Below are 25,715 nucleotides of genomic sequence, written 5' to 3'. Positions count from 1 at the left end.
CAAGACCAGCAGGGTGTTTCCCAACGACGTCAACGACCACAACACGTTGTTCGGCGGGAAGCTGATGAGCGACATCGACATGACCGCGTCGATCTCGGCGACACGTCACAGTCGCGCGTCGGTTGTGACGGCGTCGACCGACTCCGTGGCCTTCCTCGAACCCGTTCGCCCGTCCGATTCGGTGTGCCTCGAATCGTTCGTGACCTGGACCGGACGCAGCTCGATGGAGGTCTTCGTCAAGGTCACCGCCGAGGATCTGCGCAGCGGTGAGCGACGCATCGCCGCGACCGCCTTCCTCACCTTCGTCGCGGTCGACGACGGCGGCCGCCCCATGCAGGTGCCACCGGTGCTGCCCGAGTCCGACGAGGAACGCAAGCTCAACGAGTCCGGTGACGAGCGAGCGGAACACCGCCGCATGCACCGCGCGCAGAGTCAGGAGATGGCGAAGTTCCTCACCACCAGCCGCCCGTGGTGAGGTAGGGCCGCACGCACCCGCCGTCGAGTCGCGATCAACCGTCAGTGCTCGAAAAGTGCTCTGTCAGGACATCATTCGGGTTGACTGCTGCCGAAGGACGGCGATTGTTGTACGGGTACGGCGGGTGTCTCAGCGGGAACTGTGACGACCGTGGCTCCCTGCTCGACCGCGAAGGACGTGAGCGGGAACAGCGCGAGGATTTCTTCGATACCGGGATAGTCCGAGGCCCACATCGCGGTGGAATCAGCGTTCCCGCACGACGCCAACGCGACATAGGAGCCGGCAGGTACGTCCGCAATGACCTGCGTGCTGGTTCCCGGCGCTACCGGCCCCTGCTCGTAGAGGGACTGTCCGGCTCCGACGACTTCCCAGACCGGGGGCAGTATCCCGTCCGGTGCGTTGCCGAGAGAAGTCGAGCAGATCAACTCCTCGCCGGTGTTGTTGACGATGGTGTTGGTCACGCTCGTGCCGTCGACGGAGAACGAGTACCGAACGTCCTCGGCCTCCGCTGCTCCTGCTACTCCTGGGATCACTACAGCCGCAGGGACAACAAAGGTGGTGATCACTGCAGCACGGGCGCGATGTCGCATCGGTGGTCCTTACTGTCGTCAGATAACGGAATTCATGTGATCTTGACGTACCCCCGGTTTCTGCGGGCGGATTTCACTGAAAGCGATCCCGGCTGAAGAAGTTCTATTCGACGAATATGTCTGCCGGATGCGCGAAATCCCGGCGAGCGGCGCGGAGCTGTGGAAACATCTCGACCACTCGACGCGAAGGGGGATCGCGTGTTCGACATCGGGCTTTCGGCAGGGACGATCGAGTACGAGGACACCGGCGGTACCGGACCGGTTCTCGTGTTCATCCACGGCCTTCTGATGGACGGAACCGGGTGGCGGCACGTCGTCGAACAACTCCGCGGCACCTACCGCTGCATCGTGCCGACCTGGCCTCTCGGCTCGCACCGCATACCGATGCGTCCGGAGGCAGACCTCACCCTCGTCGGAATGGGCCATCTCATCGGGGAGTTCCTCGATGCCCTCGACCTGCGTGACGTCACGCTGATCCAGAACGATTGGGGCGGTGCCCAGGCCTTCCTCGCCGTGTCGAATCCCGAACGGGTCTCGCGACTCGTGCTCGCCGCGTGCGAGGCATTCGACAATTACCCACCCGGCCCGGTCAAACCGCTCCTGCCGCTGGTCAGGATTCCGGGCGGGGTACGCGTGCTCATGGCCGTGCTCGGCACGAAACTCGGACGGCGAGGCCCCGGAACCTGGGGCTGGATGAGCAAACGTCCGGTACCCGGACCCGTCATGGACGCCTGGTTCCGTCCGGCCACCGTCGACCGGAACATCCGGCGTGATCTGGCCAAGTACGCACCCTCTGCGCCGCCCAAGCAACAACTGCTCGAGATCGCTGCGAAAGCGGCGCAGTTCTCCGGGCCGGTGCTCGTCGTGTGGGCCACCGAGGATCGCATGATGCCCCGCGATCATGGGCGACGCCTCGCCGAAGCCTTCCTCGACGCGCGACTGGTCGAAATCGACGACAGCTACACCTTGCTGGCCGAAGACCAGCCCGAGAAACTCACCGCGGCAATCGAAGAGTTTCTGACCGCCACTGCCGGCTGAGACATCCCACATCCGGAAACGAGCGGTTACAGCGCCCGCGCGATGATCTGCTTCATGACCTCGTTCGCGCCGGCGTAGATCCGCTGGACGCGGGCGTCCTCGTACATCCGCGCGATGAGGTATTCACGCATGTAGCCGTAGCCGCCGTGCAGCTGCACGCATCGGTCGATGACCTCGCACTGTTTGTCGGTCAGCCAGTACTTGACCATCGCAGCGTCGGACGGGTCGAGTTGGCCCTTCAGGTGCTGCTCGATGCAGTGGTCGAGGAAGATGCGGCAGGTGCGGGCGATGGTCTGGCACTCGGCGAGTTCGAAAGCCGTGTTCTGGAACTCGAACAGGCTGTGCCCGAAGGCCTGTCGCGCCTTGGTGTAGCGAACGGTCTCCTCGACGGCCCGGTCCATCGCGCCGGCGGCCTGCGCACCGATGATCAGTCGTTCCTGCACGAGCTGCGCCATGAGCTGACCGAAGCCGAGACCTTCGGTCTCGCCGAGCAGGTTCGTCACGGGCACACGCACGTCGACGAACGACAGTTCGGATGTGTCGGCGGCATGCTGACCGACCTTGTCGAGGACGCGTCCCACCGAGAAGCCCGGGGTGTCGCGGAGATCCACGATGAGCAGCGACACGCCCTTGGCGCCGGCCTTCGGGTCGGTCTTGACGGCGAGGACGATGACGTCGGCCGAGGAACCGTTGGTGATGAAGGTCTTCGAGCCGTTGACGACGTAGTGGTCGCCGTCGCGCACCGCGGTGGTCTTGATCGCTTTGAGATCCGAGCCCGCGCCGGGTTCGGTCATGCCGATGGCGCCGAGGATCTCGCCGGTGGCCATGCCCGGCAGCCACGTCTTCTTCTGCTCCTCGTTGCCGTACTCGAGGATGTAGTGCGCGACGATGCCGCTGTGCACGGAGTTGCCGAACGCGAGATCGCCGGAATAGCCCTGCGCGTCGAACACCGCGAGGTCGTGCGCGAAGGTGCCACCGCCCCCGCCGTACTCCTCGGGGATCGAGCAGCACAGCAGACCGAGCTTGCCGGCCTCGAGCCACACCTCACGATCGATACGACGCTGCGAATCCCACTTCTCGGCCTTGCCCATGACCTCGCGATCGAAGAACTCGCGCGCGAGATCGTAGACGGCAGAGACCTCGTCGTCGTACCAGGAGGCGACGTGCTTCTTCGGCATCGGGTTCGGATTCCTTTTCGCAGTGTTCGGTTCGGAGTGATCAGGATCCGCGCAGTTCGCGCTTGAGGAGCTTGCCGCTCTGGTTACGCGGCAGGACGTCGACGAAGCGAACGGCCTTGGGCACCTTGAACGGCGCGAGGCGCTGCTTGACGTGGTCGATCAAGGTGGGCTCGTCGAGTTCGTGACCGTCCTTGAGGACGACCACCGCGGTCACCGCTTCGATCCACTTCTCGTCCGGAGTGCCGATCACCGCGACCTCGGCGACGGCGGGGTGCGTGTAGATCGCGTCCTCGACCTCACGCGAGGCGACGAGGATGCCGCCGGTGTTGATGACGTCCTTGATGCGGTCGACGACGGTGATGAAGCCTTCGGCGTCGCGGGTGACGAGGTCGCCGGAGTGGAACCAGCCGTCGCGGAAGGCCTCCTCGGTCGCGGTGGGGTTCTCCCAGTAGCCGAGGCACAGTTGCGGTGAGCGGTACAGGATCTCGCCGGGTTCGCCGTCGGGAACGTCGTTGCCGTCGGCGTCGACGACGCGGGTCTCGACGAACAGTACCGCCCGGCCACACGAGGCGGGACGCGCGTCGTGCTCCTCGGGACGAAGGACGGTGGCGAGCGGACCGATCTCGGACTGCCCGAAGCAGTTGTAGAAGCCGAGCTCGGGGTAGCGTCCGCGGAGTCGCTCGAGGACGGTGACCGGCATGATCGACGCCCCGTACTGCGCTTTGCGCAGCGACGACAGGTCGCGCGTGTCGAGGTCGGGGTGGTTGGTCAGCGGCACCCACACGGTCGGGGCGAGGAACAGCGATCCGATGCGCTCCTCCTCCACCAGCCGGAGAATCTCGGCGACGTCGGGTGCCGGCAGCAGCCGCACGGTCGCGCCGACCGCGAAGTACGGGATGAGGAAGACGTGCATCGCGGCGGAGTGATAGAGCGGCATGCACACGAGCGGGTCGTCACCGGCCGACAGGTCGAGCGCCTCGATCGACGACATGTATTCGAAGGTGAGCGCCCGGTGGGTCATCATGGCGCCCTTGGGTTTCGACGTCGTGCCCGAGGTGTAGAGGAGCTGGACGAGGTCGGTGTCGGCCACCGCGACGTCGAGCGTCGGCACGTCGCCGGTCTGCGCAACCGCCACCAGGGAGTCGTCGGCGTCGCGGAGCGGGACGACGGTCTCGGCCGGTACGTCGGCCAGGACGGCGTCGAGATTGTCCCGCAGCGCCGGGTCGACGAGCACGGCCTTCGCCCCCGACTGGCCGAGCAGGTACGACAATTCCTCACCGCGCAGCGCGTAGTTGATCGGCACGTGCACCAACCCGGCGCGGGCAGCGGCGAGATATCCGATCGCGTAACCGTCGGAGTTGGTGCCGTAGGCGGCCACGCGGTCGCCCTGGGACAGGCCCAACGAGAGCAGATGCGCGGCGGCGCGGGTGACGGCGTCGTCGAGTTCCCGGTAGGTGAATTGCCGGTCGCCGAAGCGGAGCGCGACGCGGGCGGGGTAGCGCGCGGCGGTGCGGTGGAGGATGCCGTCGACGGTGCTCTGACGCGGATCGGGGGTCATGCAGCGAACTTTATAGGACGTCCAACCAACTAGTCCAGACTTAGCGATCGCTCGGGATCAGCGCCCTTTCCAGACCGGCGCGCGCTTCTCGAGGAAGGCCGTCATCCCTTCCTGCGCGTCGTCGATCATCGCGTTCGACGCCATCGTCTCGGCCATCGCGGCATAGGCGGTCTCCTGCGGCAGATCGATCTGCCGGTAGAACGCCTCCTTGCCGATCCGCATCGTCGCGGGGGACGACGTGGCGATCTTCAGGGCGAGCTCGGTGGTCGCGGTCTCGAGCGTCTCCGGTTCGACGACGTAGTTCACCAGGCCCCAGTCGGCGGCGGTCTGCGCGTCGATGGTGTCGCCGGTCAGCAGCATCTGCAGCGCCCTCTTGCGTCCGATCGCGCGGCTGACCGCGACCATCGGCGTGGAGCAGAACAACCCGATCCGCACACCCGGGGTGCCGAAGCGGGCGTCGCCGGCAGCGACGGCGAGATCGCACGACGCGACGAGTTGGCATCCCGCCGCGAGCGCCGTGCCCTGCACCGATGCGATCACCGGTTGAGGGATCGACTGCACGGTCCGCATCATCTCGTTGCACGTCTCGAAGATCGCGCGTTCCTCGTCGAGCGTGCGTCCGATCATCTGCCGCAGGTCGTGCCCGGCCGAGAACACCGGGCCCTCGGCGCGGACCACGATCACCTTCGAGTCGGCCGCAAGCGCCGTCAGACCGGCGATGACCTCGCGCATCGTCTCCACCGACAGCGGGTTGCGCTGCTTCGGGCGGTCGAGGGTGAGTACCCCGATACCGCTGGCCTCGTCGACAGCGATGAGTACGGGCGGGGGCAGGGTGTCGACGGCGTCGGGGCCGTCCGCAGAGCGATCCGTCACGTTCCCTTTCCTACACCACCCGCGAGTTACCGGCGCGGCATCGACGAGACGAGATCCGCGACGCGGGCAGGCTCCCGCCCGAGCAGCACCGCCGTGACGGCACTCCCGGCGACGAAGCCGTGATCGTCGTAGAAGCCGAACATCGCCGCCAGACGCTCCCGGGTATCCGCGGGCAGGTCGCGGCCGTGGCGCTCCATCCACACCGGGACGGACACCTGCTCGATCTCCACCGACCGCCCGGCGATCGCGCACAGCTCCCGCACACTCACCGCGTCCGGTCCCCCGAGCTCGTAGGTGGCGCCGTGGTGGACGTCCGCACCCTCGACGAGGACACGGGCCGCCACCGCCGCGACGTCCGACAGGGCGACGAACGAGAACGGCGCGTCGGGGTCGTAGGGGACGTCGAGTGCGTCGACCGACCCGTCGAGCACGGCCGCGAAGTTCTCCGTGTACGCGCAGGGCTGCAGCACGGTCCACCGCACCCCGGAGGCATGCAGGATGTCCTCGCAGCGCGCCTTGTCGAGGTGGTGCGGCATCGCCGGCGTGTACGGCCAGGCGACGGAGTGGTAGACGACGTGCTCCACCCCGGCCTCGGCCACCGCCTCGAGGAACCGCTCGAACAGCGCCGGCTCGGCCGGGTGCATGTTCGGGGCGATGAAGTAGACACCGCGGCAACCCGACAGAGCGTCGACGAGCCCGGCACCCGTCTCGAGGTCGACAGCACGATCCCCCGCCTGCCGAGCGGTGTGCACCACTCGGCGGACGGGGGTCGTGTCTGCTGTCTCCAGCGCCTCGACGACAGCCGTTCCGGTCTTCCCCGCGGCACCGATCACTGCGAGATCGGTGCCGCGGGAGAGATGGGCCGTCGTCGACATCAGTTGCCGATGAAGTCGTACTCGGCGAACTCGGCACCACCCGACAGGCGGGCGTAACCGGGACCGCGGTCGAAGAAGGGCTCTTCCTCGCCGCGCTCGGCGCGCATCTGCGCACGCAGCGCCTCGGTGGCCTCGACGTCGGCGACGGGCTCGTCGGCCGAGGTGTCCTTCAGGATCACGCCGTAGTCGTCGCGGGCACCCTCGACGGACACCTTGCGCCACAGCACGTCCCGGACCACCTCGTCGATCGGACGATCGAGCGGGTCGCCCCAGCCACCGCCGCCGGTGGTGCGGATACGCACCGTCTCGCCGGCCTTGATCGGCTCGGCGTCCGTGAGGGCGTCGAACTCGCGCTCGTTCGGGCCGCCGGGATCGAGGGTGACGGAGAACGGCTTGCCGGCCTTGCCGCCCTTGACACCCCAGCACGCGAGGATCGAACGGTCCGCGATGGACATGAAGTTCGCGTCCTTGAGCATGCGGATGTGCTTCTCGTAGCCGAGACCGCCGCGGTAGCGACCGGCTCCACCGGAATCGATTGCCAGACCCAGCTTCTCGACGATGAACGGGAAGCGGCTCTCGGTGAACTCGGTGGGCAGGTTCCGCGAGTCGGGCACCACGTGGATGGTGTCCTCGCCGTCGGCGTAGTGCCGGCCGCCGGAACCACCGCCGAGCACCTCACGCATGAGGTACGAGTGGCCGTCGAAGTCCTCGCCGTACACACCGGTGTAGCGGATGGTCTCCTGGTCGGCGGGCATGTTGCCGTCGACCGCCTTGGCGACCACACCGGAGAGCACACCGAGCAGACGCAGGATCACGAACGTGCGAGCGTTGGTGGGAGCGGGGAAGATCGGCGTGATGAGCGTGCCCGGCTCCGGGAACTTCATCTCGATCAGCGGCACGACACCTTCGTTGACGTCCAGTTCCGCCATGCGGTCCGGGGTGTCGGCCAGGTTGCGGAGGATCGGCGCCAGCCACTTGATGAGGAAGTTGCCGTCGGCGTAGTCACCGCAGTGGTTGATCGGCCCCTTCGCCTGCGGACCGGTTCCGTTGAAGTCCAGGATCAGACGCTCGCCGCCCTCGTCCTCCGGGGAGGTCTTGGTGAGGGTGATGCGCTGCACGTGGAGCATGGGCTCGTCCACACCGTCGTGCTCGGCGTAGTCCTCCCAGGTGTACGTGCCCACCGGGATCTTGCTGAGGATCTCGCGGCGGTACGTCTCGGTGGTGGCGTCGAGGATCGCGTCGAAGCAGGCCTCGACGGTCTCGACACCGTAGCGCTCGAACAGCTCCGACAGCCGGCGTGCACCCATGAGGCACGCCGAGCACTCGGCGTCGAGGTCGGCGGCGAGCGAGTCGGGCATGCGGGAGTTGCGGGTCATGATCCGCAGCGCCGCCTCGTTCGGAACGCCCTGGTCCCACAGCTTGATCGGCGGGACCATCAGTCCCTCCTCGTACACCGTGGTCGCACCCGAGGGCATGGAGCCGGGGCAGCAACCGCCGATGTCGTCGTGGTGGCCGAAGGCCTGCACGAACGCGACCACCGAGGGCTCGGTGTCGCCGGGGCGGGTCGCGAAGACCGGGACGGTGACGCACAGGTCGGGGAGGTGGCCGATGCCGCCTTCGGAGAGGTAGACGTCGTTGTGGAAGAAGACGTCGCCGGGCTTCATCGTCTCGAGCGGGAAGTCACGCGCCACCGGATGCACGAGCGCCGAGTACGACCGACCGGTGAGCTTGCGCAGGTTGCGGTCGTGGATGCCGGCGCGGAAGTCGTGGGCGTCGCGGATCATCGGCGAGCGTGAGGTCCGGGAGATGGAGGTCTCCACCTCCATCTCGACGCTGGCGAGGTAACCGGCGACGATCTCGACGAGCACCGGATCGGGAGCGGTGCCCGAAGCGTCGGTCAGCCGGAAGGGCTTGCGCGTCGTGGCCGCGGCGGGTTCGAGAGTCGCAGTCATCGGGTGGCTCCGTTCGAGTCGGATGTCTTGGTGAGGCGGATGTTGCCGAAAGAGTCGATGCGAGCGCGGAATCCGGGGTGGACCGGAATGGTCGAGCTGAATTCCTCGATCACGGCGGGACCTTCGAGTTCGTCGCCGGCGCCGAGGCGGGCGCGGTCGTACACGCGGGTGGTGACCCACTCGTCGAAGTACGCCTCGCGGGTGCCGGTGAGAGCGGCGTCCGCACCCGTGCCCGGTGCGATCTCGGCGAGTTCCGGTCGCTTGATGGGTCCGATGCCGCTGACGCGGAGGTTGACCCATTCCACGTGCTGGTGGGGATCGTTGCGGAAGTCGTAACCGTAGAGCTCGCGATGGGCCTGGTGGAAGCGTTCGGCCGCCTCGTCCATCAGTTCCTGGGTGATGGGGCCGTCGCCGACCGGCACACGCACCTCGAAGGCCTGACCGAAGTAGCGCAGGTCCGCCGAGCGGGCGTACTGCCGCTGGTCGGGTCCGAATCCCTCGTCCTCCAGGGCACGTTCGGCCTCGGCCGCGAGGGCGTCGAGTCCGGCCTGCAGCTCGTCGATCTCCAACCGGTCGTGGCGGCTGACGTGCGTCTGCACGTAGTCGTTGCGGACGTCGACGGTGAGCAGCCCGAAGGCCGAGACGTTGCCGGGCTCGAGCGGCACGAGGACGTCCTTGAGACCGAGGATGTCGACGAGGCGGCAGGCCAGCAGCGAACCGGAGCCACCGAAGGTCACCAGGGTGAAGTCGCGGACGTCGAGACCGCGCTTGACGGTGATCTGCCGCAGCGCGTTGGCCTGGTTCCAGGCCGACACCTCGAGGATGCCCGTGGCGCACGCCTCGAACTCGAGGCCGAGACGGTGCGCGAGCTCCTCGACGCCCTTGCGGGCGAGTTCGGTGTCGAGCGGGATCTCACCGCCGAGCAGGTGGGGAGGGATGCGGCCGAGCAGGACGTGGGCGTCGGTGATGGTCGGCTCGTTGCCGCCCTTGCCGTAGCACAGGGGTCCGGGATCGGCGCCGGCCGACTGCGGGCCGACGCGCAGGGTGCCCTCGGGGGTCATCCATGCGATGGAGCCGCCACCGGCACCGACGGTCACCACGTCGATCATCGGGATCTTGGACGGGTAGACACCCACGCGACCTTCCGTGGTGAGGGCCGGCTCGCCGCCGACGACCACGGTGACGTCCGTGGACGTGCCGCCACCGTCGCAGGTCAGCACCTGGTCGACACCGGCGACACCGGCGATCAGGGCCGCACCCAGGGCACCGGCCGCGGGGCCGGAGAGCACGGTGGTGATCGGCTGGTGCACGACCTCCTTGGCCGAGAGCACGCCGCCGTTCGACTTCATCACGTAGAACGGGATGTCGCGCTGCTCGCCCTCGGCGGAGGAGAACTCGCGCAGACGGTTCGCGATGTTGTTGACGTAGTTGCGGATGTTGGGCTTGACCGCGGCGTCGACGAGGGTCGTGATGGACCGCTCGTACTCGCGGTACTCGCGCAGCACCTCGCTCGAGATGCTCACCGTCGCCTCCGGGTACTCCTCCATGAGGATGTCGCGGACGCGGCGCTCGTGCTCGGGGTTGGCGTAGGAGTGCATCAGGCACACGCCGACGGTGAGGATCTCGCGGTCCTTGAAGAAGCGGGCGGCGGCGCGGACGTCGTCCTCGTTCAGGGGACGGATCTCGCTGCCGTCGTAAGAGAGACGGCCGCGAATGGTGCGGACGCGGTCGGCCGGCACGATGCGGTCGGGCTTGACCCAGAAGTAGGAGTTGCCGTAGCCGTCGGGGACCGACTGGCGGGCGATCTCGAGGACGTGTTCGTAGCCCTCGGTGGTGATGAATCCGAGGGTGCCGACCTTGCCCTCGAGGAGCTTGTTGGTCGCGACGGTGGTGCCGTGGCTGACGGCGTCGATCGCGTCGCCGGTCTCACCGAGCTGCGCGAGGACCTTCTCGATACCGGCGAGGAAACCGATGGCCGGATCCTGCGGTGTCGACGGAGTCTTCGTGGTGACGATGGCACCGGACTCGTCGTCCACCGCGACCACGTCCGTGAATGTTCCGCCGGTATCGATGCCGACCCGAATCTTCCTGGATCCCATGTTTCCTCCTGGGTTCGTCTCGCCGGTGTCCCACCTGACGTCTGATGACATTCCACCCCCTGAGCGGCGGTGTTTCTTTGTCACATCTCGCCGAACTCGTCGCCCGGAGTTCGGGGTTCGTGCACCTGCCCCTGCAGACGACGGCACCCCCGGGCCGTGATGGCCCGGGGGTGCCGTGAATATTCGACGAGAAGGTCAGCGTCGGGCGAGGATCGCCCCCAGGGCGACGCCCGCCAGCGCGATACCGGCGCCCACTCCTGCGGACAGCAGAACCGTTGCTGCCGAAGGCGTTCCGGCCGGTGCCGGTGCAGCTGCCGCGGGCAGCGCGGTGGTCCTCACACCCGCGACCTCGGCCACCTCGGCTCCGTTCACGGTCGCCACAGCTGCGGGTTCGGCCACACTCGGTGCCGACGGCAGACCGTTGGCGATCACGCCGTCGATGCCGTTGAAGAACACGCCGGCCATCTTCTTCGCGACACCGGTGATCATCCGCTGCCCGACGCCCCCGACCATGCCGCCGACGACCGCGTCCGCGTCGTAGGTGAGCACGGTACCGCCGTCACGTTCTTCGAGACGCACCGCCACGTCGGCCTTGACCGTTCCCGGAGCACCGGAGCCCGAGGCCGTCATGACGAACGATTCGGGACGATTCTGCTGCGACAGCACCACTTCCCCGTCGTAGGTGCCCTTGATGGAGGCCACCCCGGCGGTGATGGACAGCTTGTAGTGGTTGTCGCTGATCTGCTCGAGCGACTGCACGCCCGGGATCGTCGCCGCGAGAACACGGCCGTCCTGCAGGCTGTCGTACACCACGTCGGGGGGTGCCTGCAGTTGCGCGGTACCGGCGATTCTCATTCGTTCTCCTTGTTTCGGGACGCCGCGTGGGTCAGACGCAGCTCGAACAACTCCGAGGGGGAAATCGGCATGCTGGTGATCGGGATGCCCTCCGCGTCCTCGACGGCCGCGGCGATCACCGCCGAGGTGGGGATGACACCGGCCTCGCCGGCGCCCTTCATTCCGAGAGGATTGAGCGTGGACGGGGTGACGGTGTGGTCCATCTCGAGGGAGTCGGGCATCTCCGTCACGAAAGGCATGAGGAAGTCCATGTACGACGCGTTGAGCATCTGCCCGTGCTCGTCGTAGACGATCTTCTCGTAGAGCGCGCCGCCGATGCCCTGCGCGACCGCGCCTTGCACCTGGCCCTCGACGATGCGCGGGTTGATGACGTTGCCGCAGTCGTGCACCACCGCGTACCGGAGCACCCGGATCTCGGCGGTGACGGGATCGGTCTCGACGATCGCCGCGTGGATTCCCGATGCGAACGTCGACGTGGGCGGCGAATAGTAGCCGGTCGCCTCGAGGCCGGGCTGCTCACCCTCGAGGACGGGCGGCACCGACATGTCGGTCTCGGCGTTCGCGAATCCCGTTGCGCGGCGGGACGCATCGTCGAAGGCGTAGCGGAGCGGGTTCGACAGCACGGCCACGACACCGAGCGGGATCGAGGTGCCCTCGGCGCCGGGTTCGGTGCCCACCACGCACACGTGCCCCTCGCACAGTTCGAGATCGGCGACGTCGGCGTGGAGGTGGTCCGCGGCGATCTTCTTCGCCTTCTCCGCCACCATCTGCGCGGCGACATGGAAGGCGGAACCGGACATCACGGCACCGCGCGAGGCGAACGTGCCGACCGCGTAACCGAATCGACGGGTGTCGCCGGTGACGATCTCGACGTCGGAGACCGGCACACCGAGATCGTCCGCGACGATCTGTGCGAAGGAGGTCTGGTGCCCCTGGCCCTGAGTCGTCAGGCCTGTGGCGGCCTTGACCTTGCCCGAGGTCTCGATGAGCACGTGTGCGCCCTCGTACGGGCCCGGTCCCGTGCCCTCGACGTACGCTCCCACACCGATGCCGACGCGTCGGCCCTCGGCGCGGGCGCGTTCCTTGTACCCCGCGAACTCGTCCCAGCCGATGAGCTTCCTGAGCTTGTCCATCCCGGCCTGGTAGTCACCGCTGTCGTAGATGAGCGGGCGACCGTCCTGGAAGATCAGATGGAAGTCGTAGGGCATCTCCTCGGGGCGGATGAAGTTGGTCTCGCGGACCTCGAGGACATCCCTGCCGAGATGCTTGGCGATGGCGTCCATCGCCCGTTCCATCGCGAACACCGCCTGGGGCCGTCCCGCGCCGCGATAGGGCGTGACGATGACCGTGTTGGTGTACAGCGAGTAGGCGTCCACCCGGAAGGCGCGCGGCTTGTAGGGGCCGAGTACCTGGGTGGAGGTGTTGAGCAGCACGATGATTCCGTACGGCAGGTAGGCGCCGTTGTCGTGCCAGATCGAGAAGTCGAAGGCCAGCAACCGGCCGTCGTCGTCGAACCCGACGGTGACCTCGTGGATCTGCCCGCGCTCGTGGGCGCTGGAGACGAAATGTTCGCGCCGGTCCTCGACCCACTTGACCTCGTTGGAGATCCCGGCCTGTCCCAGCTTGCGCGCGGCCCAGGTGACCATGACCTCCTCGGGCCACGGGTGGACGATCTTCACACCGAAACCGCCACCGACGTCGGGGGCGATGCAGTGGACCTTGTTGTGCGCCATGCCCAGTCGCGCTGCGATCGCGGCGCGGGCGGAGGTCGAGGTCTGGGTGGACGTCCAGAAGGTCAGCGCCTTCTCGTCGTCGTCCCAGCGTGCGTAGACGCCCTTGCCCTCCATCGGCATCGACGCCGAACGCTCGATCTCGAGGTCGAGGGTCAGCGTGTGCGGTGCCGCGGCGAGTTCCGCCTCGATGTCGCCGAAACCGTGCTGGAGATGCGCCGCGACGTTGTCGGGCACATCCGGGTGGACGACGTGCTCGGCGTTGCGTGCGGTGTCGACACCGACCACGGCCGGAAGTGCCTCGTAGGTGATGTCGATCAGCGCGCAGGCGTCCTCGGCAATGTACCGGTTGTCGGCGACGACCATCACGATCGCCTCACCGACATGGTTCACCTCGTCCTTCGCGAGCGGATATCCGTTGCGCGGAGCGGTGATCGCGGGGTGCGGGATGAGCAGCGGGAGGTTCTCGGCCATCTCGGGCGAGTCGGCCTCGAGATCGTCGTAGGTGTAGATGGCGTGCACGCCCGGCAGTTCGAGCGCCGCGTCGACGGCGATGTCGAGGATGCGAGCGTGGGCGTGCGGCGACCGGACGAAGGCCGCAGCGAGAGCGCCGTGCCCGAGGTCGTCGAGATAGCGACCGTTGCCGCTGACGAGCCGGTTGTCCTCGACGCGTGGGATGGGCTTGCCGAACGACTTGCCCGACTCGGTGGCACCGCCGATGTCGGCGGGAGCGAGGTCGGTCGTCGTGCTCGTCGAGGTGGAGTTGGAGACGGGCGAATCGGAGACACTGGTCATGCTCGTCCTGCCTTTCCTCCGACCGGAGCGGTGGTGCCGCGAACCTTGGCGTCGAGCGAGGCACGGGCCGCCTCGCTGTCGGGGCCGAGCGGTGAGCCTCCGGACCGTTCACGTTTGATCTCGGCGGCGCGCAACACGGCCGCCCGGATGTTCTGATAGCCCGTGCACCGGCACAGATTGCCCGCGATCGCCTCGGTCGCCTCCTCGTGGGTGGGCGACTGGTTCTCCTCGAGGAAGGCGGCGATCGTGGTGACGAATCCCGGTGTGCAGAAACCGCATTGCAGACCGTGACAGTCGACGAACGCCTCCTGTACGGGATGCAGGGTGCCGTCCGGTTCGACGAGCCCTTCGACCGTCGTCACCGAGCGGCCCTCGAGGCTCGCGGCGAGCACGAGGCACGACCGCACCGGCTTGCCGTCGAGCAGCACCGTGCACGCGCCGCACACACCGTGCTCGCATCCCACGTGGGTGCCGGTCTGGCGGAGGTGATGACGGATCGCGTCCGATGCCAGCGTGCGCGAGGGCAGCACGACCGTCTGCGTCACGCCGTTGAGAGTGAAGGTCACGGCGACGTGGTGCTCGCCGGTCTCCGCCTGCATCTCGTCGACCTGTTCGGCGACGGTCCGCCGCGAGGCGTCGCGACCACCCTTGTGGATCGAACTCGTCATCGACTTCCTCCCGTATGCATCGGTACCCGTGTGTCGTCACGGATCGCGTCCTGCGCCGCCGCGAAGCCGACACGGCCGGTCAGTGCCGCCACCAGCTGCGACCGGTAGCGGTCGGTGGCGTGGATGTCCGCCTCCGTCTCGACGGTCTCGCGTGCCTTCTCCGCGACCTGCTGCCAGAGCGGGTCGCGCTCGTCGCGCGCCGAGGCGCCGCGCAGGATGTCGGTGTAGTCGACGACCTGCCCGAGCTCTCCTGCGGAGACGTAGGTCATCCGGGCGGACGTCACCGCGCCGTCCTCGACCTCCACCTGCGCGACCACGCCGACGAGGGCGTAGTCGCCGTGGCGTCGTGCGATCTCGTCGATGGCGGTGCCGGTGCCCGGACGCGCCGCCGGCACCGTCACGCTGGTCGCGATCTCGTCGGCTTCGAGGGTCGATTCGAGCGGGCCGGCGAACAGCTCCGAGGCGGGGATCTGCCGGACTCCGCGCACCGAGCGGACGGTGAGCGTTCCGCCGAGCAGCGACAGCACGGCCGGCATCTCCGCGGACGGATCGGCGTGGACGATCGATCCGACGGTCGTTCCGCGATTACGGATGGTCGGGTGTGCGACCAGGCGGAGCGCGCGGCCCAGCAGGGGCTGGACCTGCGCGACCGTCGGATCGGATTCGAGCGCTGCGTGGGTGGTGAGCGCGTCGAAGGTGACGCCGAGTTCCGGCGAAGCGGAGATCGCATCGAGGCGCGGAATGGAGCCGATGTCGACGAGGTGAGCCGGTGCCGCCAGGCGCATCGACAGCAGCGGAATCAGTGACTGGCCGCCGGCGAGCACTTTGCCCTCGTGCGCGACCCCAGCGAGGATCTCGCAGGCTTCATCGATCGACCGCGGTCGGTGATAGGTGAGTGGCGACGGTTTCATTGAACAGATCCTGCCCGCATAGTGCGATCGACGTTTCGTGGAGAAGTGACAAAGCTCACCGGTCGACAATGTCAGATGTAATAGAGGTCACGCGAACTCCTTCACCCTTCCCGCGCCGCTCTCGCCGTCGGGATCGGGCTCCGTCCGAACCGGTTCTCCCTGTTCGGATGGGGTATCGGGGTCCTCGGGTGCGATGTCCTCGGGAGCGATGACCCGGCAGAGGTGGTAGAGACCGATCACGACGATGGTGCCCAGCGCGATGCCGCTCAGCGAGAACGTATCGGTGAACTGGAGGCTGGTGTCGCCGATCGCGATGATCAGGCCGGCTGCGACGGGCATGAGGTTGCGCGGGTCGCCGAAGTCGACGCCGTTCTCCTTCCAGATCTTGGCGCCGAGCAGGCCGATGATGCCGTAGAGGACCACGGTGATACCGCCGAGGACGCCGCCCGGAGTCGCGGAGATGACCGCACCGAACTTCGGGGAGAAGCCGAGGAGCATGGCGATGACGCCGGCTGCCGCGTAGGCCGCCGTCGAGTACACGCGGGTCGCGGCCATGACGCCGATGTTCTCCGCGTAGGTCGTCGTCGGGGAACCGCCGACACCGGTGGCGAGGGCCGTGGCGAGACCGTCACCGGCCAGTGCGCGTCCCATCATGGGGTCGAGGTCGGTCTTGGTGATCTCGGCGACCGCCTTGACGTGTCCGGCGTTCTCGGCGATCAGGGCGATGACACCGGGCAGGACGAGCACGATGAAGGTGAGGCTGAACGACGGGGCGTGGATGCCGACGACACCGGCGGCTTCGTCCGTGAACGGCGGCAGACCGAACCACGGAGCGGACGCAACGCCTTCCCAGTTCACGCGGAAGTGTTCGGTGACGGCGTCGGCGCCGGCGTCGTAGGAGGTGATCGGTCCGCTGATGCGGTCGAGAACCCAGGACAGTGCGTAGCCGAACAGCAGTGCCAGGAAGATGGCGACGCGACCGAGGAATCCGCGCAGCACGACGCTACCCACGATCAGCGCGATCATCACCGTCAGTGCGACCCATTGGTCCTGTGGCCAGTAGGTGCCGGCCACGACCGGCGCCAGGTTGAAGCCGATGAGCATGACCACCGCGCCGGTGACGACCGGCGGCAGGATCTTGAAGACCAGCGAGCCGCCGAGGAAGTGGATCACCACACCGATCGCGGCGAGCACGAGTCCGGAGACCATGATCGCGCCGGTGACCTCCGACGGCGAGCCGCCCTGGGCGTAGATCGCGGCGATGCCGCCGACGAAGGCCGCGGAGGTTCCCAGATAGCTGGGGATCCGGCCCTTCACGACGGCGAGGAAGAAGAGGGTGCAGAAGCCCGAGAGCATCACTGCGAGTTGCGGGTTGAGACCCATGATGATCGGGAAGACGAACGTGGCGCCGAACATCGACACCACGTGCTGACCGCCCAGACCGATCGTGCGTCCCCAACTCAGGCGCTCCATCGGCGCCACGACCTGACCCGGTTCTATGTTCTTGCCGTCTCCGTGCACTGTCCAGATGGGCATATCGGACCTTTCAGCAGAGTGTGGGTGCCGATAGAGTTCACGTGGATTGTTACGCCTGTGTTGCCGATCACACGTGTACTTCGGTAGCCGCAAACGCTAACGGAGCAGCTCCGGCCCGGCGTGGGAGGAATCTGCCATGAGCGACCCTCCGAAATTGGCAAGATCGGTGGTTGATCGTCAGGAATCGATTCCGCGCATCGCGATGATCTTGAGCGCGAGCGAAAGGTCCAACCGCAGTTCGGGCTGTTCAGTGAAGGGACCGAGGATCTTTTCGAGTTTCGCCACACGATAGCGCAGAGTGTTGTAATGAAAATGTAACTGGCGCGCGGCTTCTGCGATGTTGATGTTGGTGGCGAGGAGCACCTCGAGGGTACGGCACATGTCCTGCGCCTCGGCCGTGCCGTCGGTCAGTTCCTTGAGCGTCTCGCGCGCGAACGACTCGAGTTCCTCGGTGTCCTCGACGAGGCTCAGCAACCGGTACACACCCAGATCGTCGAAATGGGTCACCGCCCACGGACCGGAGATCTTGCGTCCCACTTCGAGTGCCGTGCGCGCCTGCGCGTAGAGCGCCGGCAGGTCGTCGGTGGACGACGACGCACGCGAAACCCCCACACCGAACGGCCGACGCCCTCCCCCGCCGGCTCCGCGCACCAGGGCGACGAGTTCGCGCACGAGGGTCATCGTGTCGCTGCCCTCACCCATGAGTACGACGGTCTCGGTCGCCAGAGCTGTGACGGACGCTCCGGAATCGCGCCCGGCCAGCGCACCCGCGAACGCGCGGGCCTGCCGTTCCACGACGGGCAGTCGCGCCGGTGCCGCCGAGGAATCGTCGTCCACGCGATCGGGTTCGACGGCGACCACCACCACCGGGCGGTCGAGATTCCAGCCGAACATCTGCGCGTGCACGATCACCTGTTCGGGTTCACCGGCGCGGCCGCGCAACAGGTCCCGGACGAAGTTGGCCCGGTGCTTCTCCTCGACCGCGGACACCGCGAGCTCACGACTGACGACGAGCGCACACACCGTCGCCGCCTGCTCCACGAGATACAGATCCGGGGCGGAGAGATCACGTGCAGGACAGAAGAATACGAGCCGACCGTGGTCGATACCGTTGGCGGAGATCGCGGCGATCGCCACGTACTCGTCGCCGAAGCGGTGCAGACCGAGACCGCCCTCGATCGAATCGGTGCGCACCCGGCCAGTCGGGTCGACAGCCGCCGTCGAGGACAGCCACGCGAAGTCGGATTCCCTCCCGGCCCGGTAGGTCTGGCGTCCGTCCGGGGTGGTGATGAGGACCGCCCCGCCGAGCCGGCGCGAGATGCCTTCGGCGAGCGCCCTGTGTCCACCGCCCGCCATGACGATCTCGAGGAGGCCGCGACGGAGGTGATCCGCCTCGAAGACCGCTTCCACCTGAGCGACGGCCATGTCGCGGAGAGCCCGCGCGAGCCGATGATCCGCGACGACCTCCTCCGGCGTCGTCAGCACCGGGAGGGGAACGTCGTCCGTGAGGCCCTGGGGCAGGGGATGTCCGGCGTCGAGCCGGACCACGAGTGCCGAGACCTCGCTCCGGTCCAGCCGTGCCAGGAAGTCGGCGACCGGCACGGCGAGTCGCGCGAGCACGGTGGTGGAGGTGACGAGCAGCAGCCCCGGACGCAGCCAGGGACCGATCTCGGGGAGCATCATCACCGCGACCCCGGTGACAGGTCGCGCCGTGGAGACGTCACCGGCAAGCACCGTCGGTGCGACGAGGAGACCCGAGGAGACGACGTCTGCGAGCGGGCACGGTTCGAATACGACCGCTGCGCTGTCCTCCGGATCGGCTGCGCTGCGTCCCGGTTCGGATGCGCTGGGCCCCGGTTTCTCAGCCTTGCGCACCGTCACAGCACTACCCGTCCACCTGCCAGTCGTTCACCCCCGCATGGGAGACACGTGACATTAGAGGGCTGCCGCAACACCGTCAATCGCAGGCGGACAATCCGCAGGTCGGGCAGCGCGTCCCGCCGGCACCCGGTGGATGGGTCCGCGCAGTGTCGCAAGGCTGCGCCCGGTGGCACCGCGCGTGCTCACGAGGATCTCGGCAAGGATCGACACGGCCGTCTCCTCCGGGGTACGCGCCGCGAGGTCGAGTCCGATCGGCGAGTGCAGCCGTCCCAATTCGTCGGCCGACAGACCGGCCTCGCGCAACAGGGCGACCCGGCGCTCGTGAGTGGAGCGGCTGCCCATCGCCCCGATGTATCCGGCCTCGCAGCGGAGGGCGCGTTCGAGCAGCGGGATGTCGAACTTCTCGTCGTGGGTGAGCACCGCGACGACCGTGGTGGGGTCGATCGGCGCCGACTCGAGGAAGACGTGCGGCCACGCCACCACGACCTCGTCGGCGTCGGGGAACCGGGCGGGGGTCGCGAAGACGGGCCGGGCGTCGATCACCGTCACGCGGTAACCGGCGAACTTCCCCAGCGTGCACAGGGCGGACGCGAAGTCGATGGCGCCGAAGACGTACATCCGCGGTCGTGGCGCGAAGATCTCCACGATCTGCGCACGCTCCTCGTCGACGTAGACCTCCGAATCGCCGTAGGACAGGCGCAGTCGCACCTCGTCCTCGAGGTCGGTGTCGTCCCCGTCGAGGGTGACCACACGATGGCCGGCGGACTCCCGGTCGGTGACGACAGCGACCGGCTCTCCCGCCCCGATCCGCCGTGCCACCTCGGTGAACTCGGGGTAGGTCGCGGCATCGACCCGCTGCACGAACACCTCGATGGTGCCGCCGCAGGTCAGGCCCACGCCGAAGGCATCGTCGTCGGTGACACGGAAGACCTCGGTCCGCGCATGGCCATCGGCGAGCACGTCCCCCGCGATGTCGTACAGGGCGCCTTCGATGCACCCTCCGGACACACTGCCCACCACCTCGCCCGACCGCGAGACGGCCATCGCGGCGCCGGGTTCGCGCGGCGACGACTTCCAGGTGCGCACGACGGTCGCGAGCGCGAACGTCTCACCGTCGTCGAACCATCGCGACAGTTCGTCGAGAATGTCCCGCACAGCGGCCTCCTTACCGGTGTGTCACAGACGCGCGGCGACGGCCAGCGCGACGTGGTCGTGGAAGGGGCGCGCGACGATCTGCACGCCGATGGGCATGCCGTCGCTCGTCCGCCCGACGGGGACGACGACGGACGGGAAACCGGTGACACTGATCGTGCGGCAACTCGCCAGCGCCTCCTGCCAGGTGAGCAGCCGATCGTCGACAGCGAAACGATCGTCGCCGAGCGGAGGCGCCCCGATGGACGCGACCGGCAGCACCAGCACGTCGCCCATTTCGTCGAGCAGCCGATGGATCAGCGCGGTGCGCCACGCCCAGAGGCCCTCCACCTCCCGGTGCTCGGCGCGACCGGCCGTGGACAGCAGGTCGCGGATGACGGCACCGAACCGGTCGGGGCTCGCCAACGCGTCGATGTCGGCGTGGGTCTGGGTGGCCCGCAACCGGCCGAACAGTTCGTTCCCTTCGACCAGCGCCGACCCGCGATAGGGGCGGGCACCGAGGCGCCGCGCGCTCTCGCGGACGACGTCCACGATCTCGTCGTCGACGGGCACCGTGCCGTCCCCGTCCGCCCAGGTGATCGTCAGCGCATCGACGTCGACACTCGCCGGATCGGTCCACGCGACGTGCGGTTCGGAGATCACGCGCAGGGCGAGGACGAGGTCGTCGAGGTTCCGCGCCATGGGTCCGACGGTCTGCAGCGCGCCGTGCACCGTCGTGGGGTTGGCCCGCACGTGGTCGCCGACGAGCACCCCCGGGTACTGGCCGTCCGCGGACACCCGGCCGACGGTGGGGCGGATGGAGCACAGGCCGGTGCAGTGTGCGGGCCAGCGCACGGACCCGCCGAAGTCGGTGCCCAGTCCGAGGACGCTCATGCCCGACGCGATGGACGCGGCTTCGCCGCCGCTGGATCCGCCGGGTGATCGCGGCGACTCGGGGCTGCCGAGGGGATTGACGGCCGGTCCGAACATCTCGTTGTCGGTGAGCCCTGAGGTTCCGAATTCGGGCGTGTTGGTCTTGCCGACGAGGATCGCGTCGGCCGCCTTCATCGCGGCGACGGCGGGTGCGTCGACGACGGGGACGTTGTCGGCCAGCGCCCTCGAGGCAGCCGTCGTGCGCACGCCTGCGGTGGCGATGAGGTCCTTGACGGTGAACGGCACCCCGGCGAGCGGACCGGCCGTCTCACCGCGGGCGAGACGCCGGTCGAGGGCGTCGGCCTCGGCGAGGGCATGGTCCGCCGCGACGGTGACGATCGCGTTGAGGCGCGTGCTCTGCTCGGCGATCAGGGCGAGGTGGTCCTCGACGACGCGACGGGCGGTGACCTCGCGGCTGCGGACCACGGCGGCGATCGACCGCGCGTCGGCGCCGGTCCACGTTCCGGTGCGCTCGGTGTCGAGCGTCGGGGATCGACCTTCTACCGCCACTGGCCCTCCTCGGTCTGCGTTCGACGAGAACGCTATGGCCGGCTCCGGGCCTCTCCTACGTCCACACTCCACAGGAAGCCGGTCGCCGCGGTGTGAAGAGTTGATACTTTCCCGCCGGAGCGGGCCTGAGAGGATCGGGGAATGATTCCGTCCTGGGCTCGTCTTGCGTTCGCCGTGTTCGCGGTGAGCTGGGGCGCCAATCAGTTCGCTCCGATGCAGCTCGTCTACCGCGATCACCTGGGACTCGGCAGCGACTCGTTCACCGCCATGCTCGGCTCCTACATCCTCGGGTTGATTCCCGCGCTGCTCTACTTCGGGCGCGTAGCCGACCGGATCGGCCGCCGTCCGGTGATCCGGGCGATGATCCCGGTGAGCATCGTGTCGTCGATCGTCCTGCTGCTGGGCGCCGACATCCCCGCGCTGTTGTATCTCGGTCGGGTCCTCGCCGGATTGGCATCCGGGATGGCGTTCGGAGCCGGCACCGCCTGGATGAAGGAACTCAGCGAAGGGCCGGGTGTGGGAGCGCGCCGGGCCGCCGTGTCGTTGTCGGCGGGATTCGGCAGCGGTGCCCTGTTCGCCGGTCTCATCGCGCAGTGGCTGCCCGCCCCCGACCGTCTGCCTTATCTCGTGCACATCGCTCTGATGGTGGTCGCGGTGGTGTTGGTGTGGGCCGTCCCCGACGCGCACCGGCCCCGCACCGTGCAGGGCTCGTGGCGCCTGTCGACCCTGTCCACCCGACGCTTCCGGTGGGGTGTCGTGCCGTGGGCTCCGTGGGTCTTCGGATGCGCGACCGTCTCGTTCGCGACGATGCCGCCCATCGTGTCGGATCGCGTGGACAGCGTGGCCGTCGCGTTCACCGGGGTGGTCGCCGCCCTGACCCTGCTCACCGGTGCGTTGATACAGCCCGTGGCCCGGCGCATCACCCGGCACGGCGAGGACCGTGGCGTCTGGACGGGGGTGGGTCTCGGTGTGCTGGGCTTCGTGACCGCCGGCGTCGCGGTAGTCGTGGACGGCCCGGTATCGGTTCTCGCCGTCCTCGTCACCGCCGTCTTCCTGGGTGGCGGCTACGGCATGCTGCTCGTCTCCGGCCTCGTCACCGTCGAGCACATCGCTCCACCGGAGGAGCTGGCACAGACCGTCGCCGTCTTCTACTGCCTGATCTATCTGGGCTTCGCGGTGCCGTTCGTCATCTCGCTCGCCGCGCCGCACGTCGGGTTCGTCGCATGCTTCGCGGTCGCCGTGGCCCTGCTCGTGCTCGCGCTCGTCCCCCGGAAGTTGCTCGCCGATCAGGAAGCAACGCTCGTCGGTACGCGCTGAGCGGGACCCGGGGCGCGGACCTGCCCGAGCAGATCCGAGAGCGCGCGGGCGACCTCCTCGGGACGGTCGGCGAGCACGCGGTGACCGGCGCCGACGAACCGCACGAGATTCGCGTGCGGCAGTCGCGCCGCCATCGCCTCCGACAACGGCAAGGGCACGAAGACGTCCTCCGTGCCCGCCGCGACGACCACCGGCACTCTCGCGAGCACGTCGAGGGCGGCGGACTCGTCGAGCACCGCGAAGTCGGCGAGCAGCCGCGACCAGGTGACGACGGAGGTCTCGTTCGACAGCGCCGATCCGACCATCCGCAACCACGATTCCTCCGTGCGCCTGCGGGCAGCGACCGTGCACACGCGACCTCCGGCGCGCTTCGACAGCTCCATCACGCGCGGCGCACGCGACACCGCCCGGTGCACGATCGAGGCGGCCGGGTGACGCAGATAGCGTCCGATACCGCCGTCCGCGAGTCCCGATGCAGCGGTGGCGATCAGACCGACACCCACGATGCGGTCGCCGACGGCGTCGGGGTGACGACGGGCGTAGGACAGCGCGACCATGCCGCCCATCGAATATCCCGCCAGCACCACCGGTCCGTCCGGCGCGAGGGTCCGGAGCACCGCATCGAGATCGTCCGACATCCCGGAGACCGTGCACGCGGTGGCGTCGCCGGTCCCGGAACGACCGTGTCCTCGCTGGTCGTAGCGGACGATGCGCAGACCCGGCAGGTCCACCGATTCGCAGACGGCATCCCAGCTCGCGGCGTCCTGGCAGTGGCCGTGCAGGCACACGAGCGTCAGATCCGCATCCCGCGGTCCGGTCACCGTGGCGGCCAACGGCACTCCGTCGTCGGCAACCACGATCACACGAGCGATCGTGTTCGGGTCCGTACTCGACGTCGGCTCGGCCATCTCGCCTCCTGCACAGCGCATCTGCAGGAGTTGTCGCGTCACCGTCGGGCGTCGTTAACCGCCGACATCGAATCGTGACGTCCGGCGGTCAGCGCGGAGCGAGCGCCCGGATCATCGGTGCGGGATCGCCCGAGGGCACCAGGGCGATGGCCGGGGTGGTCACACCCGCCTCGACGTAGCGCTCCACGTGCTCGCGGCACGCCTCCGGTTCGCCGTGGATCACGAGGGCGTCCACGACGTGGTCCGGGATCGCTTCGAGGGCGGCCTTGCGGTCGCCTTCCGCCCACGCCTTCCACATGCCGGCGAAATCGTCCGACCGGCCGAGGAATTCGTGGAAGGCCCGATAGACGGGCACGTTCATGTAGGCGGCGATCATGCGACGGCCGATGGCGCGGGCGGTCTCGGTGTCGAAACCGGGGAGCACGAAGATCCGCGCGACGATCTCCTTGTTCTCGCCGCCCTCGTGGACGTAGGGCGCCACGGTGCGGACGTCGTCGGCGGACAGCCAGTTGATGATGGCGCCGTCGGCCTCACGTCCGGCCAGACGCAGCATGCCCGGTCGCAGTGCCGCCAGCAGCACCGGCGGCGTCGGGTCGGGTACGACGCCGGCCCGGAAGCCGTCGACGGCGAAGGTGTCGTACTTCTCGGAGACCTTCTCCCCCGACAGGGCGGCGCGCAGGAACCGCAGGGTGTCGCGGGCGCGCTTGAACGGTTCCTCGAAGGGGATGCCGTTCCACTTCTCCACGATGACGTCGGAGGAGGTGCCCACCCCGAGCACGAAGCGGCCGGGTGCGGCGGCGGCGAGGCTCGCGGCCGACATGGCCAGCGTCGCGGGGCCGCGGGTGTAGACGGGGACGATCGCGGTACCCAGGCGCAGGCTGGGAGCCCACACGCTCGCGAGGGTCAGCGGGGTGAACGCATCGGCGGCGCCGGCCTCGGACGACCACACGTCCGTGTACCCGAGGTCGGGGAGCTCTTCGATGATGCGTCGCTGGTCGGGCAGGGGGATGCCGTCGAGCGGGACGGTCAGGCCCCAGCGTCGTGTCGTGTTCTCCGTCATGACCGTCACCCTAGCCACACTGTGGTTCAGGTCATACCCGGGCGTGTTTCGGACCGGCGGATCGGGCCCGCCCCGCCGCCGCTCCGGTCCCCGTATGCTCGCGAGTCGTGCGTATCGATCAGTTGTGGCGTTATCCGGTGAAGTCGTTCGGGGGTGAACGGATCGACGCCGCAGCGATCGAAGCGGACGGCCTGCGCGGCGATCACCTGTGGGCGCTGGTCGACGCCGAATCCGGAAACATCGCGAGTGCGAAGCGGTTCCGCCGATACGGACTGCTGTTGACCTGCTCGGCGCGACTTCTGAGCGACGACGAGCCCCGCGACCCGGCGGCACTGGAACTGACGCTGGCCGACGGCACGGTGGTGCGCGGCGACGATCCCGAGGTCGACGACCTGCTGTCGAAGCTGGTCGGTCACGACGTGCGGCTCGAACCGCGCGACCGAACCTACGACGAGGCGCCGTTGCATCTCGTCTCCCGCTCCGCGGTCGAGGCGCTCGGCACCGGCGACCCCACCGATGTGGCGTTGCGGCGATTCCGGCCGCAGCTGATCGTCGACACTCCGGACACGACCGGTTTCGTGGAGGACGAATGGATCGGCCGACGGGTGTCGGTGGGCTCGGCAGTCCTCGAACCGCACAAGCGCACCGCGCGGTGCGTCATGGTGACGCTCCCCCATCAGGAGGTTCCCGCGCGGCGCGACATGCTGCGTGAGGTGATGACCGCGCATCAGATGCCCAATATGCCGGAGGGCAAGCCGATGCCGTGCATCGGCATCTACGCGACCGTCCCGACTCCCGGCGACATCACCGTCGGCGACGAAGTCGGGATCGGGTAGACCGGG

Annotated in this window: 21 protein-coding genes; 4 read left to right on the top strand and 17 right to left on the bottom strand. The window is 68.3% G+C overall.

Translation table 11 applies throughout. The annotated features are described in order from the left end of the window. The first annotated feature begins 13 nt into the window (after positions 1 to 13). Complete coding sequence (locus B9C99_RS17125) at positions 14 to 475, top strand: acyl-CoA thioesterase (RefSeq protein WP_216359308.1); 462 nt, start codon at positions 14 to 16, stop codon at positions 473 to 475. A gap of 71 nt (positions 476 to 546) precedes the next feature. On the opposite strand, the gene B9C99_RS17120 is transcribed toward B9C99_RS17125, so the two are convergent. Then, positions 547 to 1,065, bottom strand: coding sequence for a hypothetical protein (locus tag B9C99_RS17120; RefSeq protein ID WP_202399566.1), 519 nt, complete (start codon positions 1,063 to 1,065; stop codon positions 547 to 549). A 198-nt stretch (positions 1,066 to 1,263) separates the two neighbouring features. On the opposite strand from B9C99_RS17120, the gene B9C99_RS17115 reads away from it, so the two are divergent. After that, the gene (locus tag B9C99_RS17115; RefSeq protein ID WP_088898679.1) at positions 1,264 to 2,103 is read left to right on the top strand and encodes an alpha/beta hydrolase; all 840 of its coding nucleotides are present in this window, start codon (positions 1,264 to 1,266) and stop codon (positions 2,101 to 2,103) included. Positions 2,104 to 2,129: 26 nt separating this feature from the next. Here the strand turns inward: B9C99_RS17115 and B9C99_RS17110 are convergent, their stop codons facing one another. The 14 genes from B9C99_RS17110 to B9C99_RS17045 all read right to left on the bottom strand — a co-directional run bounded on the left by B9C99_RS17110 (position 2,130) and on the right by B9C99_RS17045 (position 21,588). Then, the gene (locus tag B9C99_RS17110; protein ID WP_088898678.1) at positions 2,130 to 3,281 is read right to left on the bottom strand and encodes an acyl-CoA dehydrogenase family protein; all 1,152 of its coding nucleotides are present in this window, start codon (positions 3,279 to 3,281) and stop codon (positions 2,130 to 2,132) included. A 40-nt stretch (positions 3,282 to 3,321) separates the two neighbouring features. Then, positions 3,322 to 4,839 (bottom strand): acyl-CoA synthetase, encoded by a 1,518-nt coding sequence (locus B9C99_RS17105; protein WP_088898677.1) that lies wholly within the window; start codon positions 4,837 to 4,839, stop codon positions 3,322 to 3,324. Between the two features lie 57 nt (positions 4,840 to 4,896). Next, positions 4,897 to 5,712, bottom strand: coding sequence for an enoyl-CoA hydratase (locus B9C99_RS17100; protein ID WP_016692488.1), 816 nt, complete (start codon positions 5,710 to 5,712; stop codon positions 4,897 to 4,899). Between the two features lie 26 nt (positions 5,713 to 5,738). Continuing rightward, positions 5,739 to 6,587: an SDR family oxidoreductase gene (locus B9C99_RS17095; RefSeq protein ID WP_088898676.1), complete on the bottom strand. Its 849-nt coding sequence runs from the start codon at positions 6,585 to 6,587 to the stop codon at positions 5,739 to 5,741. Further along, positions 6,587 to 8,539 carry a hydantoinase B/oxoprolinase family protein gene (locus B9C99_RS17090; RefSeq protein ID WP_016692490.1) on the bottom strand — a complete coding sequence of 651 codons (1,953 nt, stop codon included), beginning with the start codon at positions 8,537 to 8,539 and terminating at the stop codon, positions 6,587 to 6,589. Before B9C99_RS17090 ends, B9C99_RS17095 begins: the two co-directional genes overlap by 1 nt. Next, complete coding sequence (locus tag B9C99_RS17085; RefSeq protein WP_088898675.1) at positions 8,536 to 10,638, bottom strand: hydantoinase/oxoprolinase family protein; 2,103 nt, start codon at positions 10,636 to 10,638, stop codon at positions 8,536 to 8,538. The genes B9C99_RS17090 and B9C99_RS17085 overlap by 4 nt, the downstream gene beginning before the upstream one ends. Positions 10,639 to 10,833: 195 nt before the next feature. Beyond that, positions 10,834 to 11,493 (bottom strand): carbon monoxide dehydrogenase subunit G, encoded by a 660-nt coding sequence (locus B9C99_RS17080; protein ID WP_088898674.1) that lies wholly within the window; start codon positions 11,491 to 11,493, stop codon positions 10,834 to 10,836. Continuing rightward, positions 11,490 to 14,018: an aerobic carbon-monoxide dehydrogenase large subunit gene (gene cutA / locus B9C99_RS17075; protein WP_088898673.1), complete on the bottom strand. Its 2,529-nt coding sequence runs from the start codon at positions 14,016 to 14,018 to the stop codon at positions 11,490 to 11,492. Before cutA ends, B9C99_RS17080 begins: the two co-directional genes overlap by 4 nt. After that, a complete protein-coding gene (locus B9C99_RS17070) occupies positions 14,015 to 14,686 on the bottom strand; it encodes a (2Fe-2S)-binding protein (protein ID WP_088898672.1) in 672 nt (223 codons plus the stop codon). Before B9C99_RS17070 ends, cutA begins: the two co-directional genes overlap by 4 nt. Continuing rightward, positions 14,683 to 15,597 (bottom strand): xanthine dehydrogenase family protein subunit M, encoded by a 915-nt coding sequence (locus tag B9C99_RS17065; protein WP_088898671.1) that lies wholly within the window; start codon positions 15,595 to 15,597, stop codon positions 14,683 to 14,685. Before B9C99_RS17065 ends, B9C99_RS17070 begins: the two co-directional genes overlap by 4 nt. 87 nt (positions 15,598 to 15,684) lie before the next feature. Further along, the gene (locus tag B9C99_RS17060; protein ID WP_088898670.1) at positions 15,685 to 17,133 is read right to left on the bottom strand and encodes a solute carrier family 23 protein; all 1,449 of its coding nucleotides are present in this window, start codon (positions 17,131 to 17,133) and stop codon (positions 15,685 to 15,687) included. A gap of 177 nt (positions 17,134 to 17,310) precedes the next feature. Then, positions 17,311 to 19,014, bottom strand: a complete 1,704-nt coding sequence (locus B9C99_RS17055) for a helix-turn-helix domain-containing protein (RefSeq protein WP_088898669.1) — start codon at positions 19,012 to 19,014, stop codon at positions 17,311 to 17,313. Positions 19,015 to 19,068: 54 nt separating this feature from the next. Then, complete coding sequence (locus tag B9C99_RS17050; protein WP_088898668.1) at positions 19,069 to 20,169, bottom strand: XdhC family protein; 1,101 nt, start codon at positions 20,167 to 20,169, stop codon at positions 19,069 to 19,071. Positions 20,170 to 20,190: 21 nt separating this feature from the next. Further along, complete coding sequence (locus tag B9C99_RS17045) at positions 20,191 to 21,588, bottom strand: amidase (protein ID WP_088898667.1); 1,398 nt, start codon at positions 21,586 to 21,588, stop codon at positions 20,191 to 20,193. A gap of 141 nt (positions 21,589 to 21,729) precedes the next feature. Here B9C99_RS17045 and B9C99_RS17040 point away from each other — a divergent pair, with 141 nt between their 5' ends. Next, positions 21,730 to 22,905, top strand: a complete 1,176-nt coding sequence (locus B9C99_RS17040; protein ID WP_088898666.1) for an MFS transporter — start codon at positions 21,730 to 21,732, stop codon at positions 22,903 to 22,905. Here B9C99_RS17040 and B9C99_RS17035 read toward each other — a convergent pair. Both B9C99_RS17035 and B9C99_RS17030 read right to left on the bottom strand, forming a co-directional pair. Then, on the bottom strand, positions 22,875 to 23,813 hold the full coding sequence (locus B9C99_RS17035; RefSeq protein ID WP_088898665.1) for an alpha/beta hydrolase: 939 nt from the start codon (positions 23,811 to 23,813) through the stop codon (positions 22,875 to 22,877). The two genes, B9C99_RS17040 and B9C99_RS17035, sit on opposite strands and share 31 nt — an antisense overlap. Positions 23,814 to 23,901: 88 nt before the next feature. Continuing rightward, entirely contained in the window at positions 23,902 to 24,873 is a 972-nt protein-coding gene (locus B9C99_RS17030) for an LLM class F420-dependent oxidoreductase (protein ID WP_016692502.1), read from the bottom strand. A gap of 107 nt (positions 24,874 to 24,980) precedes the next feature. Here B9C99_RS17030 and B9C99_RS17025 point away from each other — a divergent pair, with 107 nt between their 5' ends. Then, positions 24,981 to 25,709, top strand: coding sequence for an MOSC N-terminal beta barrel domain-containing protein (locus B9C99_RS17025; RefSeq protein WP_088898664.1), 729 nt, complete (start codon positions 24,981 to 24,983; stop codon positions 25,707 to 25,709). Positions 25,710 to 25,715 lie beyond the last annotated feature (6 nt).

Source organism: Rhodococcus sp. BUPNP1 (assembly GCF_002215235.1).
Classification (GTDB): Bacteria; Actinomycetota; Actinomycetes; order Mycobacteriales; family Mycobacteriaceae; genus Rhodococcus.
The sequence above is the reverse complement of the archived record's forward strand: the minus strand, read 5'-3'. Positions and strand labels throughout refer to the sequence as shown.